This window comes from Ligilactobacillus sp. JN-6 (Y).1, assembly GCF_058111525.1.
In genome coordinates, this window is the sequence record NZ_CM176599.1 from 2,022,311 (window position 1) to 2,037,859 (window position 15,549).

14 protein-coding genes and 1 pseudogene are annotated in these 15,549 nt (G+C 39.2%); 13 read left to right on the forward strand and 2 right to left on the reverse strand.

What is annotated here, in order from left to right; translation table 11 throughout:
* Positions 1-42: 42 nt before the first annotated feature.
* The 12 genes and pseudogenes from rbfA (at position 43) to glyA (ending at position 12,659) form a co-directional block, all read left to right on the forward strand.
* Positions 43-399, forward strand: a complete 357-nt coding sequence (rbfA, locus tag AC3XNE_RS09420) for a 30S ribosome-binding factor RbfA (protein WP_489831815.1) — start codon at positions 43-45, stop codon at positions 397-399.
* A 198-nt stretch (positions 400-597) separates the two neighbouring features.
* Positions 598-1,518 (forward strand): tRNA pseudouridine(55) synthase TruB, encoded by a 921-nt coding sequence (gene truB, locus AC3XNE_RS09425; RefSeq protein ID WP_489831816.1) that lies wholly within the window; start codon positions 598-600, stop codon positions 1,516-1,518.
* A gap of 11 nt (positions 1,519-1,529) precedes the next feature.
* Positions 1,530-2,510 carry a riboflavin biosynthesis protein RibF gene (gene ribF, locus AC3XNE_RS09430; RefSeq protein ID WP_489831817.1) on the forward strand — a complete coding sequence of 327 codons (981 nt, stop codon included), beginning with the start codon at positions 1,530-1,532 and terminating at the stop codon, positions 2,508-2,510.
* Between the two features lie 108 nt (positions 2,511-2,618).
* Positions 2,619-3,650, forward strand: a complete 1,032-nt coding sequence (gene hrcA, locus AC3XNE_RS09435) for a heat-inducible transcriptional repressor HrcA (RefSeq protein ID WP_489831818.1) — start codon at positions 2,619-2,621, stop codon at positions 3,648-3,650.
* Between the two features lie 17 nt (positions 3,651-3,667).
* Entirely contained in the window at positions 3,668-4,255 is a 588-nt protein-coding gene (grpE, locus tag AC3XNE_RS09440) for a nucleotide exchange factor GrpE (RefSeq protein WP_489831819.1), read from the forward strand.
* A 50-nt stretch (positions 4,256-4,305) separates the two neighbouring features.
* Positions 4,306-6,174 carry a molecular chaperone DnaK gene (dnaK, locus tag AC3XNE_RS09445; protein WP_489831820.1) on the forward strand — a complete coding sequence of 623 codons (1,869 nt, stop codon included), beginning with the start codon at positions 4,306-4,308 and terminating at the stop codon, positions 6,172-6,174.
* A 113-nt stretch (positions 6,175-6,287) separates the two neighbouring features.
* Positions 6,288-7,412: a molecular chaperone DnaJ gene (gene dnaJ, locus AC3XNE_RS09450; RefSeq protein WP_489831821.1), complete on the forward strand. Its 1,125-nt coding sequence runs from the start codon at positions 6,288-6,290 to the stop codon at positions 7,410-7,412.
* 93 nt (positions 7,413-7,505) lie between these two features.
* A complete protein-coding gene (locus tag AC3XNE_RS09455; protein WP_489831822.1) occupies positions 7,506-8,018 on the forward strand; it encodes a nucleoside 2-deoxyribosyltransferase in 513 nt (170 codons plus the stop codon).
* Between the two features lie 62 nt (positions 8,019-8,080).
* Complete coding sequence (locus tag AC3XNE_RS09460) at positions 8,081-8,632, forward strand: GNAT family N-acetyltransferase (protein ID WP_489831823.1); 552 nt, start codon at positions 8,081-8,083, stop codon at positions 8,630-8,632.
* A gap of 122 nt (positions 8,633-8,754) precedes the next feature.
* Positions 8,755-9,606 carry an alpha/beta hydrolase fold domain-containing protein gene (locus AC3XNE_RS09465; protein WP_489831824.1) on the forward strand — a complete coding sequence of 284 codons (852 nt, stop codon included), beginning with the start codon at positions 8,755-8,757 and terminating at the stop codon, positions 9,604-9,606.
* A 251-nt stretch (positions 9,607-9,857) separates the two neighbouring features.
* Positions 9,858-11,251 (forward strand): annotated as a pseudogene (locus AC3XNE_RS09470) (thiamine pyrophosphate-dependent enzyme).
* 148 nt (positions 11,252-11,399) lie between these two features.
* A complete protein-coding gene (glyA, locus tag AC3XNE_RS09475) occupies positions 11,400-12,659 on the forward strand; it encodes a serine hydroxymethyltransferase (protein WP_489831825.1) in 1,260 nt (419 codons plus the stop codon).
* 60 nt (positions 12,660-12,719) lie between these two features.
* Here glyA and AC3XNE_RS09480 read toward each other — a convergent pair whose 3' ends face one another.
* Positions 12,720-13,223 carry a GNAT family N-acetyltransferase gene (locus tag AC3XNE_RS09480; RefSeq protein WP_489831826.1) on the reverse strand — a complete coding sequence of 168 codons (504 nt, stop codon included), beginning with the start codon at positions 13,221-13,223 and terminating at the stop codon, positions 12,720-12,722.
* Between the two features lie 216 nt (positions 13,224-13,439).
* On the opposite strand from AC3XNE_RS09480, the gene AC3XNE_RS09485 reads away from it, so the two are divergent.
* On the forward strand, positions 13,440-14,279 hold the full coding sequence (locus tag AC3XNE_RS09485; protein WP_489831827.1) for an aldo/keto reductase: 840 nt from the start codon (positions 13,440-13,442) through the stop codon (positions 14,277-14,279).
* 76 nt (positions 14,280-14,355) lie between these two features.
* Here AC3XNE_RS09485 and AC3XNE_RS09490 read toward each other — a convergent pair whose 3' ends face one another.
* The gene (locus AC3XNE_RS09490) at positions 14,356-15,513 is read right to left on the reverse strand and encodes a site-specific integrase (RefSeq protein ID WP_489831828.1); all 1,158 of its coding nucleotides are present in this window, start codon (positions 15,511-15,513) and stop codon (positions 14,356-14,358) included.
* Positions 15,514-15,549: the final 36 nt, after the last annotated feature.

Below are 15,549 nucleotides of genomic sequence, written 5' to 3' on the forward strand. Positions count from 1 at the left end.
GTTTATTACTAGCCTTAGAAAAGTAGTTAAAGGAGGATAATGATGGCACAACAGATACGTGTTGGCAGATTAGCGCAGGAGATCCAACGTGAAGTCAATGATATATTGCAAAAACGAGTTCGTGATCCACGTGTTCAGGGCATAACGATCACAGGCGTTGATGTTACTGGTGATCTGCAGCAGGCAACAATATATTACAGCATTTTATCTGATTTAGCTTCTGATCAGGAAAAAACTGCTAAGGGCCTTAAAAAAGCTACAGGTTTGATCAGAGGAGAACTTGGACATAGACTGAGCATTTATGTCACTCCAGAAATTGAGTTCAAACAGGATAGATCAGAACAATATGGTGAACATATTGATGAATTGTTGCGTAAGCTGCACCAAGAAGAACAATAGATATTACTGGAGTTTCTTGGGTAAAGTAACCGGGCAGTTAGCTACTTTATTTGAAAAATAGCTTCGGTGATAGGCCGCTACAAAACATTGTTTTGTAGCGGTTTTTTGTAAGAATAACGGTAATCGTTTTAAAGCGAAACTATTAGTTTTATTTTGTATGAGCGCTAAAAATTTGTAGCCAAAAATGAGGGGATCTTGATGGAAGGTATTTTACCTTTGTATAAAAAAAGAGGAATGACAAGTAACGATGCGGTTTTCAAGTGTAGAAAAATCTTTAAAACTGGTAAGGTCGGTCACTCAGGTACACTTGACCCAAATGTAGATGGTGTCTTACCGATCTGTATTGGTAAGGCAACTAAAGTGGTTAATTATTTGATGGATTCTGGCAAAGTATATCAAGGAGAGATCACACTTGGCTTTGCAACCGAAACTGAAGATCTTGAAGGCAAAACCGTCGCTAGAGACAAAATTGAAAAAAAGATATCTTCGTTCCAAATCGATGAGAAAATGGCTGAGTTAACGGGCACGATGATTCAGATCCCACCAATGTACTCAGCTATTAAGGTAAATGGTCGTCGTTTGTATGACTACGCTCGTCATAATGATCCTGTCGTGCGTCCAGAGCGCAAGGTGACTATCGATTACTTCAAACAAACGCGCCCAACCATTTATGAGCCAGAAAAAAAGCAGCAAAAAATATTCTTTGAAGTAGGTTGTCAAAAAGGGACATATGTCAGGACACTTGCTGTTGACTTAGGAAAGAAGCTAGATGTACCTGCAGTAATGTCTGATCTGACCAGACTAGAAAGCGGCGGTTTTTCGCTCGAGCAGTCGATAAGTCTAAAAAAACTGGCGGAAATGGATGACCAGCAGCTTGCTGCTACTTTAAAACCAGTCAGTTATGCTTTAAGAAAGTATGCTGAGTATGAACTGTCTGTGGATGAATGGAAGGTCATTAAAAATGGTGGTTTTTTAAAACCCGAGAGTGTACAAAACAAAATAAGTGGCAGTTTGCAGGAAAAAATTGTTTTATTTTATGAAGGGCGAGCACGCTGCATTTACTTTTATAATGCTCCTAAGAAAAGATATCAACCTGAACAAATGATCGATTTAGTCTGAGAGGAATGAAAATGCAAGTTATTAATTTAAAAGAGCCGTATGATAAAAATCTGTTGCCTGACAAACCAATTGTTTTGGCTTTAGGTTTTTTCGACGGAGTACATCGTGGCCATCAAAGAGTTATTAAAACTGCTAAAAAAATAGCTCAGAAAAAAAATATTGAATTGGCAGTCATGACTTTTGACCGGTATCCTAAAATTGCATATCAAAAACTTGATCCGTCCGAGGTACGTTACCTGACACTTTTGGACCGTAAATTAGAATTATTTTCAGAGATAGGTGTTGATTTGACTTATGTTGTTGAATTCAATCAAAATTTAGTACCAATGAGTCCCGAAGATTTTGTTGATAAATATATTGCAGGATTAAATACGATCGAAGCTGTTGCCGGCTTTGATTTTACTTATGGTAAACCTAGGGTCGCAAATATGAAAACTTTAGTAAGTTATGCCGCCGGAAGATTTGAAGTTTGTGAGGTACCTGAGCTTCAAGAACAGGCAGAAAAAGTCGGGTCAACACAGATCAAGAATGCTTTGGATCAGGGGAAGATGATGAAAGTCAATGAATTATTAGGTTATCCATTTGAGATTTCTGGCTATGTTGTTCACGGAAAGGCACGTGGCAGGAAGTTAGGTTTTCCTACTATCAATGTTGCGAGTGATGAGCAGCAAAAACTCCCTACTATTGGTGTATATGCGGTCAAAGTCAAAATAGATAATGAATGGTTCGATGGTATGGCTTCTGTTAGTCACAATGAGACTTTTGGTTCAAGCAACGAGTTGACCGTCGAGATCAACTTGTTTGATGTGAAACGTGATTTTTATGATAAAAAAGTAAGGGTCCAATGGTATAAGTATTTGCGGCCTTCAGTCAAATTTGCAGGAGTTGATCAATTAATTGATCAAATGGAAAAAGATGAAAAAGATTCACGTATTTATTTGCAGGATAAACAACCAGTAGAGGCGTTAACGTCGGCTTTTGAGGCAAAATGAAAAATTTACAAAAAACATTGACTTTCCTTGACGTTTAAGCCGATGTCGTGTATATTAATAATTGACTTAGCACTCAGGAGTGTTAAGTGCTAAAAAGAGGTGATTGTAATGTTAACAGAAAGACAATTACTGATTTTGGAGACAATTATTCAAGACTATGCTAATATCGGTCAGCCGATCGGCTCAAAAAAATTGCAAGAGCAATTGCCTGTACATGTCAGTTCAGCGACTATTCGCAATGAGATGGCAGTTTTAGAACGGGCAGGTTATATTATGAAGGAACATTCAAGTTCTGGACGGGCTCCATCGTTCAGCGGCTATCGTTATTATATCGACAACATGGTCAAGCCGACAAAGATCGATCAAGGAGTATTAGACGTGATCCATGGTGCTTTGGCTAGTAACTTTTCAAAAGTTGATGAGATCATCGCTATGTCCGCTAGGCTGTTATCTGAAATGACTGATTATACTGCGATATCTTTAAAGCCTGGCTCAAAAGACGTCGAGCTTGAAGGTTTTCGTTTGGTACCATTAGGCAGTTCGCAGGTCATGCTGATCATGGTGATCAGCGATGGAACTGTAGACAGTCAGATTTATAATGTTCCTGCTGGCATTCATAGTGATCAATTAGAAGCGGTCGTTCGTTTGATCAACGAAGAAGTAGTCGGATTGCCGCTTGACCAAGTAAGCATTAAGTTGCAGTCGAATGCGCCTAAGTTGCGTAATTACTTGCGTGGGTCGATCAGTTTACTCGATGTTTTTGATAATGTCTTGGGTAGAGCTGTCCACTCGCAGGTATTTGTCGACGGTAAGAAAAACCTGTTAAACTATTTGACTAGCGATAACATTGAGCAGGTCAAGTCAATTTATAGTTTTGTCGATCATGCTTCCGATTTAGGAGAACTCTTGAATACTAAGCGTGATTTTGCCGTGATGATCGGTGATGAATTAGCAGATAATTTATTGACTGATTATAGTTTGATTTCTGCTAAATATCATGATGGTAATAATGGTGAAGGGTTAATTGCTATTTTAGGACCAACCAACATGCAGTATTCTAAGATCTTTGGTTTGGTTGATGCACTGCGGTCTGAGTTATCGCAGCGTCTCAGCAATTACTATCGTGACTTTAATGATTAAAGAAAAGGGGTGTTGATTTGGCCGATGAACAAGATTTGAGCAAAAAGGCAGAAGAAACAGAAGATAATGCTGCTTCTGCCAATGGATCTGAACAACAAGAGGATGTCAAAAACTCATCTGCTGATGCTCAAATAGAAAAGAAAGATCCAAAACAAGATAAAATAGATGAATTAACAAAAAAGCTGAATGATACGCAAGACAAGTACTTGCGTGTTCAAGCCGAAACTGTTAATATGCAAAACCGCTACAAAAAAGAGCAGGAACGTTTGTTAAAATATCAAGGTCAAGATATTGCCAAGGGGATCTTACCTGCCGTTGATAACCTGCAACGTGCTTTACAAATCGAAGTTAATGATGAGAATGCTAAGCAGTTGAAAAAAGGCGTTGAGATGGTTGCTAACGACATTCAAAGTGCACTTTCAAATAACGATGTTGTTAAAATGAATGCGTTGAATGAAAAGTTTGATCCGAACTTTCATCAGGCTGTTAAAACAGTTCCAGTGGAGAAAGGACAAAAAGCAGATACTATCGTTGAAGTATACCAAGAAGGCTACATGCTTAAAGACCGTGTCTTGCGCCCTGCCATGGTAGTTGTTGCTCAATAATGTTGTTAAGGAATATTGAAAAAAATAATTTTTAAGAGAGGTAGAATTGTATGTCAAAAGTTATTGGTATTGATTTAGGGACCACAAACTCTGCAGTTGCTGTTCTAGAAGGTAAGGATGCAAAAATCATCACTAACCCCGAAGGAAATCGGACAACACCTTCTGTAGTGTCCTTTAAAGATGGTGAAACTCAAGTAGGTGAAGTTGCTAAACGTCAGGCAATCACTAATCCTGATACAGTTTCTTCGATCAAGAGCCACATGGGAGAAGCAAATTATAAGGTTTCAATTAATGGCAAGGACTACACACCACAAGAGATCTCTGCAATGATCTTGCAACACATTAAAGAATATGTAGAATCATACTTGGGTGAATCAGTTTCTCAGGCTGTTATCACTGTTCCCGCATATTTTAATGACTCACAACGTCAGGCAACCAAAGATGCTGGTAAGATCGCTGGCTTGAAAGTTGAAAGGATCGTTAACGAACCAACTGCTGCTGCTCTGGCTTATGGTTTAGATAAAACTGATAAAGACGAAAAGATCATGGTTTATGACCTTGGCGGTGGTACATTTGATGTTTCCATCCTTGAGTTAGGCGATGGTGTTTTCCAAGTTCTTTCTACAAATGGTGATACTCACCTTGGTGGGGACGACTTTGATAATAAGATCATTGACTGGTTAGTCAGTGAATTTAAACAAGAAAATGGTATCGATCTTTCTAAAGATAAAATGGCTTTGCAACGTCTAAAAGACGCTGCTGAAAAGGCTAAGAAGGATCTTTCTGGTATTTCTTCAGCACAGATCTCATTGCCATTTATTACTGCTGGCGATGCAGGTCCTTTGCATTTGGAAACAACACTAACACGTGCTAAGTTCAATGAATTGACATCTGACTTAGTTGAAAAGACTCGTGAACCTGTTAAGAATGCCTTGCATGATGCCGAGCTGTCAACAGGTGACATTGATGAAGTTATTTTAGTTGGTGGTTCAACTCGTATCCCAGCTGTTAAAGAATTAGTAGAAAAAGAAACAGGCCACAAACCTAACGAATCAGTTAACCCTGACGAAGCTGTTGCGTTGGGTGCTGCTATTCAGGCCGGTGTTATCACTGGTGATGTTAAGGACGTTGTTTTACTTGATGTTACTCCGCTTTCATTAGGTATTGAAACAATGGGTGGTGTCTTTACTAAGTTGATCGATCGCAATACTACGATCCCAACTTCAAAATCACAAACATTCTCGACTGCTGCGGATAACCAACCAGCTGTAGATATCCATGTTTTGCAAGGTGAACGTCCAATGGCTGCTGATAATAAGACATTAGGTCGTTTCCAATTAACAGATATCCCTGCTGCTCCTCGTGGTGTACCACAGATCCAAGTTTCATTTGATATCGATAAGAACGGTATCGTTAATGTTTCTGCTAAGGATCTTGGTACAAATAAGGAACAAAAGATCACTATCAAGAGTTCTTCCGGTCTTTCTGATGATGAAATTGATCGTATGGTCAATGAAGCTAAGGAAAACGAAGAAAATGATAAGAAGCGTAAAGAAGAGGTCGATTTGAAGAATGAAGTCGATCAGTTGATCTTCCAGACGGATAAGACCTTGGATGAAGTTAAAGACAATAGTACTGTCGGCGAAGATGAAGTTCAAAAAATCAAAGATGCTCGTGATGATCTGAAGAAGGCACAGGAAGCCGATAATGTTGATGACATGAAGGCTAAGAAAGATGAGCTTACAAAATTAGTTCAGGATATGTCAGTTAAACTTTATCAACAGGCTCAAGAAGCACAGAAAGGTCAGGCCGATGCTAACGGTGATACTGACAATTCATCCTCAGATAATAATGGTTCTGGTGATGATGATACAGTAAATGGCGATTTTAAAGAAGTCGATCCGGACGATAAGAACTAATTAGCTAATTGTAATTTAAAAGGTCGAAGTCCGTTAGTGGACTTTGACTTTTTATTTAAATAGAGATGTGATAAGCTTAAGAGACGCAAGATGAATTAATTTGGAGGACGGATATGGCTGAGCAAAAAGATCCATATGAAGTTCTTGGAGTTTCCAAGGATGCTTCCGCTGATGAGATAAAGAAAGCATATCGGAAATTATCTAAGAAATATCACCCAGATCTAAATCATGAACCGGGTGCAGAAGAAAAGTTTAAAGAAGTTAATGATGCCTATGACATTTTGGGCGACGAGAACAAGAAGGCCCAATACGATCAATTTGGCGCTACTGGACAGCAAGGTGGTTTTGGTGGAGGCGACTTCGGCGGCTTTGACCAGGGCGGCTTTGGCGACTTTGGCGGTTTTGACGATATTTTTAGTTCATTCTTTGGTGGCGGGGGCCGTGGACGTAATCCGAATGGCCCTCGTCAGGGACGTGACTTACAATATGAAATGCACTTAACTTTTGAAGAAGCCATTTTTGGTAAGAAAGCTACTGTTGATTATACCCGTGAAGCACAGTGTAAGACCTGTGGCGGTAATGGGGCTAAACCAGGAACAAATCCAGAGACCTGTTCTAAATGTGGTGGTCGTGGCTTTGTTCAAGTACAACGTCAAACACCACTTGGACGTGTGATGACCCAGCAACAATGCGACAAGTGTAATGGTACTGGTAAAGAGATCAAGGAAAAGTGTGAGACGTGTCATGGTACTGGTAGAGTTCAAGAAAAGCACGCAGTCGAAGTTACTGTCCCTGCAGGTGTTGAAGATGGTAACCAGATGCGTCTACAAGGACAAGGTGAAGCTGGTCAAAATGGCGGACCTTATGGTGATTTATATGTTATCTTCACTGTGGCACCAAGTAAGATCTATAAACGTGATGGTGCTGAAGTTTATTTGGACCAGAATATATCCTTCGTACAGGCGGCACTGGGTGATGAAATTGAAGTTAAGACGGTCCATGGGAAGGTTAAATTGACTATTCCTGCTGGAACGCAAACTGATACTACTTTCCGTTTGCGCGGTAAAGGAGCACCTCGCTTACGTGGTAAGGGTAATGGTGACGAACGTGTTACTGTTAAAGTTGTTACACCACAGAAGCTTAATAAAAAACAAAAAGAAGCTTTGCAGAATTTTGCATCTGTATCAGGAGAAAAGCCTTCTGGTGATGGCTCGTTTTTCGATCGGTTCAAAAAATAAAATACTTTTGTAGGATCTCTTGTCAGAGATCCTATTTTTTTATAAAATTGGTTTGCATGAGTAGTTTATTAAAACATAATAAGGAGCAAACAAATGACGCTTTCAAAAGAAAAAAATGTCGAATTTGATCCAGAGGTTTCCCCAGTCAAGGCTTATATTGGATGTGCTTGGTTTAGTGAAGAACAAGATAAATTACGCCAGGCCGGCTTGAAAGCCATTGCTAAAAACCCCTCTGTTAGTCGAAAATTCTCGCATTATCCGTTAGATTTTCAATATAAAGATTTGAATGTCACCGACCATCCTGAACTTATGGATGACGTTGAATGGCAAGTCCAAACATTTAGAGCGGATATTGCAGGGATCCAGGGTTCTGATATTGGGATCATGCTTTTCAATCCTGGTGCTATTGATGATGGCATCGCCTATGAATGTGGTGTTTTGGCTACAATGAATAAGCCAATTGTTTTAGTGATACCTGATGATGATGATACACCGTTAAACTTAATGATGGCTCACGGTGTAACACAAATCATCAAACTTTCCGAACTAGCCGAATTTGATTTCCGCCATATTACACTAGGGACTTACGTTGGTAAAGTATTTTAAGTATATTTAAGCGGCATAATGTTTATGGCATTATGCTTTTTAATTTAAAGGAGAAAAATATTATGGATTTAAGACTCAAGTCAACTGATCCTTCCAGAAAGGATTTTGACAAAGTTTATTCTTTATATAAAGAAGCTTTTCCGGAAGAAGAATTATATCCAAAAGATTTACTTTTTGATCATTTTTCTGACTCAAGTGATGAATTTTGGAGCATATATGATGATACAAAGTGGGTCGGTCTAGTCTATTGCATGACTGAAAAAGATTTAACTTATGTTGGATTTCTGGCTATTGCACCGGAGTTTCGCGGAGCAGGGTACGGTAGTGCTGCATTGGCGTTAGTCAAAGAAAAATACTCGTCGAATCGGGTTTGTCTTTTGATCGAAGAAGTTTCACCTAAGTATGCTGATTACAATGCTCGCAAAAAAAGACTTGCATTTTATGAAGCTAATGGTTTTCAGTTAGCGGGTTTTAAGATCTCCGAGTTAGATGTCCATTATGATTTTCTAGTGGCAAGTGGCCAGTCTTTGAACAGTAACGAGTATCTTTCATTAATCAAACATTACTGTGGTGAAAAGTATTCCCAAATAATAAATCCGCATGTTGTAGGTTAATTTTCATAGTCGATAAATTTTGTAAAATTTATCGAACTCTAATTAAAAGTTAGTAAATCATTTGTTACAATAAGTATGTTTGAATAAGTAAAATTCATCTTTTAATTGGAGGTTCAATAAGAATGAAGAAGACTATTAAAGTCACTAAGCAAAGAAGCGGGTTATGGCAAGACAGCGATATAACTTATGCGCAAGTTCCTGGGTGGTTAGGTCATGCAACACGTGATCTCAAGTTAACAGTCATCAGACATTTCGAACAACAAGACAAAACAATGCCGCTGCTGGTTTGGTTTGCCGGCGGGGGTTGGATGGATGTCGATCCAGACGTCCATTTACCAAACTTGGTTGATTTTGCAAAGGCTGGTTTTGTTGTAGCAAGTGTTGAGTATCGCCATAGCAATATTGCAAATTGGCCAGCACAACTTGAAGATGCCAAAGCTGCGATCAGGTATTTGAAGGCACATGTCGCTAAGTACCAAATCAATAAAGAGCAGGTTGTCGTAATGGGAGAGTCAGCTGGTGGACATTTGGCTAGCATGACAGCATTGACTAATAACATGCCCGAATATGATAAAGGAACTTATTTGGAAGAAAGCAGCGCTGTCACAGTAGCTGTACCGTGGTATGGTGTAGTGGATCCATTATCCGCTAAGCAGAATAGTACTTCTAATGATTTTGACTTTGTGTACCGTAATTTACTGGGAGTTGAACCAGAAGATGCGCCCGCACTGGACGCTCAAGCTGATCCGCTTCAGTTCACAGAAAAAAATAAGGTCCCTTTCTTGATCTTGCATGGGACTGAAGATGAGGTAGTTCCAGTGGCTGATGCTGAAAAATTCTATGAAAGTTTAACTGAAAATGGACATATGACTGATCTGGTTGAACTAGAGGGTGCGGTTCATATGGATGAATTATACTTACAGCCTGAGGTCAGTGGGTTGATCATTGAGTTCATTCGTAACGCATTAAAATAAGAGGTTAAAACTTTGACTAAAATTATTTTCAAAAGTTTTTCATTATATAGTGAAAATTCTTTGAAAAAATAAGTAGATTGAGGTAAACTGTATCTTGCGCAACATTTTTGTGTTGGTAATATGAAGCACGGCCACAGTACCAACGATCGTCGATAAGAGCAAATATTCCCAGTAAGAACATTTTTCTTTTCTCGTTAGTATCTTACAAAAGGAAGCCGTGTTCCTAGTAATTTTTAACAGGGAGATAATATATTATGAAAAATGGAGCAGATAGATTAGTAGATGTTTTGACAGGTTGGGGAGTCGACCACGTCTATGGTATTCCTGGTGATTCGATCGATACCACAGTTGATGGTATTCGTCGCCAGTCAGATAAAGTTAAGTTTATTCAGGTGCGTCACGAAGAAGTTGGTGCCTTAGCAGCAGCGGCTGAAGCTAAATTGACCGAGAAACTAACAGTGTGCTTGTCGATCGGTGGTCCTGAGTGGAAGAAGCAGTCGGTTTGTTAAACAGGGCGAAGAAGCCAGTTGCTTTATTTGGTACTGGGATCAAACATTCTGGTGAGATCATGCAACGTTTTGTAGAGAGCTATAGGATCCCATTTATTGAAACCTTGCCTGCAAAGGGTCTTGTACCGGATGACCATCCTAATTCTTTAGGGCAGGTCGGGAAACTCGGTACTAAAGCTGCTTATCAAGCAATGAAATCTGCTGATCTTGTTTTGATGATAGGTACAAATTACCCGTATACAGATTATTTACCGAAACCTGGTCGTACTAAGAGTATTCAGATCAATTTAAAGCCAAGTCATTTAAACAAACGTTTTCCAGCAGATGTTGCTATTCACGGCGATTCTGGTGAAGTCGTAGAAGCAATTTTAAATAATGGCTTACAACCAACAGACGGGTCGTTTTTGTCTGAGTGCCAGAAGCACATGGCTACTTGGAATTCTTGGGTCGAAGCTAAAAAGGGACTGAAGGGTTCACCTTTGGCTCCTGAGGTCCTCTTTGACCAAATCAAGCAGACGGCTCCTAAGAATGCGATCTTTGCGATCGATGTTGGAACGGCAACTTCTTGGAGTGCACGCTACCTACCAGTTGGATCACAACAGCGGTATACGATCTCTTCTTGGTTAGGTACGATGGGGTGTGCTTTGCCCGGAGCAATTGCTGCTTCACAAGCTTACCCGGATCGTCAGGTGATCTCGATCAATGGTGATGGGGCATTTGCCATGGTGATGGAAGACTTTGTAACAGCTGTTAAATACAAGATGCCGCTGCTCAATATTGTTTTAAATAATAAGAAATTAGCGTTTATTCAATATGAGCAGCAGTCTGCCGGTCAGTTGAATTATGCAATAGACCTAGAAGATATGGACTATGCTAAGTTTGCTGACGCTGCTGGGGGTATTGGTTATACTGTAACTAATAAACAAGAGTTTGCTGCAGCACTGAAGAAGGCCTATAAAGTTAAGGACCGGCCAGTTTTGATCAATGCCTATGTGGCTGACGATGCACCACTTCCTGGTCAGATCGCAAATAGTGAAGCAAAAGGCTACACAAAATTTGGTACACAGTATCTTGCAAAGAAACACCGGATCCCTAAGTTGCCACCGATCAAAGACATTATTCGTCATTTCTTCTAAATATAGCTAACGAAAGAGTGGAAGATGGTCTTCCACTCTTTTTTATTTAGTTTTATAAATTGAAAACGTTGCTGTATCAAGGATAGTATACAATTGAGTTCCTTTAATGTATACTATAATTTAGAAAATATAGGGAGCTGGTGTTTAGTTGAATTATAAAAAATTAGATCCAGAATTATGGCAGGCAATAGAAAACGAACAACAAAGACAACAAGACAATATTGAATTGATCGCGTCGGAAAACATTGTTTCACCTGCTGTTCGGGTCGCCCAAGGTTCCGTTCTAACTAACAAGTATTCTGAAGGATATCCAGGCAAACGTTACTATGGTGGTAATGAATATATCGATGTTATTGAAAATCTAGCAATAGCCAGGGCAAAAGAACTTTTTGGTGCCGAATATGCTAATGTTCAGCCTCATTCCGGCTCACAAGCAAATCAAGAGGTGTACACTGCATTTTTACGACCTGGAGATAAGATCTTAGGTATGGATCTTAATGCTGGTGGGCATCTATCTCACGGGGCAAAAGTTAATTTCAGTGGTAAGTTATATCGCTCTTTTTCTTATGGTTTAGATCCCAAAACTGAATTACTTGATTATGACGAGATCTTAAAAGTTGCTCGTGAAGTACAGCCAAATTTAATTATTGCAGGGGCATCAGCTTATAGCCGAATAATTGATTGGGCAAAATTCCGCGAAATTGCGAATGACATTGGTGCTTATTTGTTAGTTGATATGGCTCATATTGCAGGCTTGGTTGCTGCTGGGATCCATCCAAATCCAGTACCATACGCAGATGTTGTAACGACGACTACGCACAAAACTTTAAGAGGACCACGCGGGGGATTGATCCTTGCAAAAGAAAAATACGCTAAAAAAATCAATTCCGCTGTTTTTCCAGGTTCACAGGGTGGCCCATTGGATCACGTTATCGCGGCTAAAGCAACAATGTTGCATGAAGATCTGCAGCCTAAATTTAAAGTGTATGCTCAACAAATCGTCAAAAATGCTCAGGCCATGGCTGACGAATTTTCTCATTACGAACAAGTCAGAGTCGTTTCTGGCGGTACAGATAATCATTTGTTGACTTTAGACCTGTCACAAACTGATCTGAATGGGAAACAAGCTCAGGAAGTCTTGGATTCAGTGTCTATTACGACAAATAAAGAAGCGATCCCGGCAGAAAAGTTAAGTCCATTTAAGACCTCAGGGATAAGATTAGGGACTCCGGCTATTACCACTCGTGGATTTAAGGAAGAAGATTGTCGTCAGGTCGCACGGTTGATAATGAAAGCTCTGGGAGCTAATGATGATAGAAATGAATTAGTAGAGGTAAAAGCAGCGGTCCATAATTTAACTGCCGCTCATCCGCTCAATGAATATATTGCACCAATCGAATTTAAATAATAATAAAAGATGTTGTTATCTTAGTAGCAACATCTCTTTGTGTGTCCCATAAGTAGTAGACTATTCAGGAAAATGTTTGCCCATAATGACAAGGTCAAGAAGGTTTCCGTCTATCTGAGCAATTTGCGGTAAAAAGCCCCATTCATTAAAAGAATGTTTTTTAAATAACTTAAGGCTAGCTGTATTTTGTTTAAAAATAAAAGCAACTATATTATAAATAGCCAGCTTTTTTAATTGGCTTGCGACAAATTCAAGTGCTTTAGATCCTATGTGCTGACCGCGGTATTTTTCGGCTAAATAAAGACTGATCTCTGCCGTATTTTTGTAAGCTGCTCTGCCATAAAATGGTTCTAAGGAGATCCAGCCGACAATATCTTTTGTGTCGTTTACAATGACCCATAACGGATGAGAATCTGAAGAAAAAGATGCAAACCATTTTTTTCTGTCTGAAACAGATACAGGTTCGATGTCAGCTGTGACATTTTTCAATTTGATAGTTTGGTTGTAGATTTCAACAATTTTTGGCAGATCATTAATTTGAGCGTATTTAAAATCTATATTCATCAAGTTCCTCCTGTGAAAGAAATTGCAACATACAATTAGTGGTTGGGATCGCCCCTTTGCTTTTATATTGGGGGGGGGTACGATCTCACTTGTATAATACAATTTTAAGAGTTGTTTTGTTGTGTAGTCATATGGATATACAAGCATATTACATTATTTTAATAGAATTTTGCGTTACACTATAATTAATAAATATATTAAAGGAGGAATTAGTAAATGACAATACCTGAAGTAGTGTTGAATGATGGTTATAAGTTACCTCAAGTTGGTTTAGGAACATATCAGTTACGTGGTGGAGTAGGCTATCATCAAATCGTATCTGCAATTAAAGATGGTTATCGTTCCATTGACAGTGCAACGAACTATGATAATGAGGGGATCGTTGGTCAAGCTATTCGCGATTCTGGGGTCCCACGTGACCAGATTTTTGTTTCCTCTAAGCTTCCTGGTAAATATCATCATTACGATGATGCTTTAAATGCAATTAAAGAGTCGCTAGCTAGAATGGGACTAGACTATTTTGACCTTTATTTGATCCATTGGCCATTACCTAAGAGAGGTTTGTACGTTGAAGCTTGGCAGGCTCTTGTTACTGCAAAAAAACTTGGACTGATCAAGTCGATCGGTGTTTCCAATTTTGAACCTGAACATTTGGATAAGATCATCAGTAAAACTGGTGTGACGCCTTCAGTCAATCAGATTGAGATCCATCCTTATTGGATAAATGATCAGCGCGTCAAAGAAGATGCCAAACGCGGGATCGCAACCGAGGCCTGGAGTCCATTAGGGCGTGGCAGTTCGGCTTTAACCGAGCCGATCGTGAAGAAATTAGCTGAGAAGTATGATAAAAATGCTGGTCAAATTTTGCTGAGATGGCATGTTCAACGTGGTATCGTACCTTTGCCAAAATCAACCAACTTACAACATCAACGGGCAAACCTCGACATCTTTGATTTTGAATTGACAGATGAAGAGGTCAAAGCTATCAATACCTTGGACCGTGAAGATGGTCGGATCGATGGTCAAGATCCTAACGAGTATGAAGAGTTCGAATAACAAGCTCAAAAGTGCCAGTATACAAAGACTTTAGGGATGTAAAATAAAAATGACCCAAAAAATGACCCAAAGAAGTTTAATTATTCATGTACTGGGCGAAACGTTCACCTGTTTCAGACTTGCGTGAGCTCATAACGTGAGCATAAATATCGAGCGTCTCCTCGCTTGTCGCATGCCCCAAACGATCTTGAACTTCTTTGATGGTAGCACCAGCTTCAAATAATAAGGATGCGTGTGTATGACGAAAACCATGCACACGTATCTTTTTTTGTGGGAATTTTTTATATAATAGAGCAAGCCAAGTGTTAGCAATTTCCGGAGAGCAAAAACCGTTAGTTGTGCTTTGAAAAATGGGTTGTTTTCCTCCACAGTGAATGAAGCCATGCTGCATTATCCATTTCGATTGTTCCAAGTGCCATTTTTGTAAGGTCGAAACAGTTTCATTATCAAGGAACAAAACACGCTTTGAAGCTTCGGTTTTTGGCGTGGTTATTTTTATTTGCTTTTCAAGCGAATAATAGACGATGTTTTTGTCGATGTTGATTGTTTTATTTTCAATATCGAAATCATTCCAAGTTAATGCCAATGATTCACCTCGGCGCATGCCAGTATATGCTAGCAATCTAAAGTAAGCATATTTTTTAAACTTGTCATTTTCTTTGATCGTTTGTAAGAAATAAGTGAGCTCATCTTTATCGTAGTAGTTATCTCGGTCTGCGTGTATGGACTTTTTTCCTTTGGGACGTTCAACCTTATCCATTGGATTAACAGCCATTATTTCCATCTTTACTGCATACCTAAATATTATATTCAATGTCCTAGTAAAACGAACCATATCAGAATATTTTTTACTCAGATCGTTGAGTGCTTCTTGAATAATATAAGGGGTCAACTTGTTAAGTCTGATATTCCCTAACACAGATTTGAGATGTTTTTCATAAGGATATTGATATGTTGCAAGACTAGTGTTTTTAATATTACTTTTTTTGACTTCAAACCAAGCATTAAATAGATCATCCACAGTCTTTATATCCAATTCGTTGCCGTTATGCCAACCATTCTTATCATAGTCCACTCTTAGCCTGTCTAGCGCGCGTTGTGCCTCTCTGGCTGACTTGAACCCTCGGCGTGTGGTTTCGATGCGTTTGCCGGTTATCGGGTCAGAGCCTAAGTAGGCCTTGAACATATAAGCTTTAGTACCGTTTTTCTTTTTGTATTGCTTAACGTTTTTCATGTTTTCCTCCTTTTTTGTGTGGGTCAAAAGTAGGGT

Coding starts and splice junctions, on each gene's coding strand:
- rbfA (WP_489831815.1), top strand. CDS start 43: ATGGCACAACAGATACGTGTTGGCAGATTAGCGCAGGAGATCCAACGT.
- truB (WP_489831816.1), top strand. CDS start 598: ATGGAAGGTATTTTACCTTTGTATAAAAAAAGAGGAATGACAAGTAAC.
- ribF (WP_489831817.1), top strand. CDS start 1,530: ATGCAAGTTATTAATTTAAAAGAGCCGTATGATAAAAATCTGTTGCCT.
- hrcA (WP_489831818.1), top strand. CDS start 2,619: ATGTTAACAGAAAGACAATTACTGATTTTGGAGACAATTATTCAAGAC.
- dnaK (WP_489831820.1), top strand. CDS start 4,306: ATGTCAAAAGTTATTGGTATTGATTTAGGGACCACAAACTCTGCAGTT.
- dnaJ (WP_489831821.1), top strand. CDS start 6,288: ATGGCTGAGCAAAAAGATCCATATGAAGTTCTTGGAGTTTCCAAGGAT.
- AC3XNE_RS09455 (WP_489831822.1), top strand. CDS start 7,506: ATGACGCTTTCAAAAGAAAAAAATGTCGAATTTGATCCAGAGGTTTCC.
- AC3XNE_RS09460 (WP_489831823.1), top strand. CDS start 8,081: ATGGATTTAAGACTCAAGTCAACTGATCCTTCCAGAAAGGATTTTGAC.
- AC3XNE_RS09465 (WP_489831824.1), top strand. CDS start 8,755: ATGAAGAAGACTATTAAAGTCACTAAGCAAAGAAGCGGGTTATGGCAA.
- AC3XNE_RS09480 (WP_489831826.1), bottom strand. CDS start 13,223: ATGAATATAGATTTTAAATACGCTCAAATTAATGATCTGCCAAAAATT.
- AC3XNE_RS09485 (WP_489831827.1), top strand. CDS start 13,440: ATGACAATACCTGAAGTAGTGTTGAATGATGGTTATAAGTTACCTCAA.
- AC3XNE_RS09490 (WP_489831828.1), bottom strand. CDS start 15,513: ATGAAAAACGTTAAGCAATACAAAAAGAAAAACGGTACTAAAGCTTAT.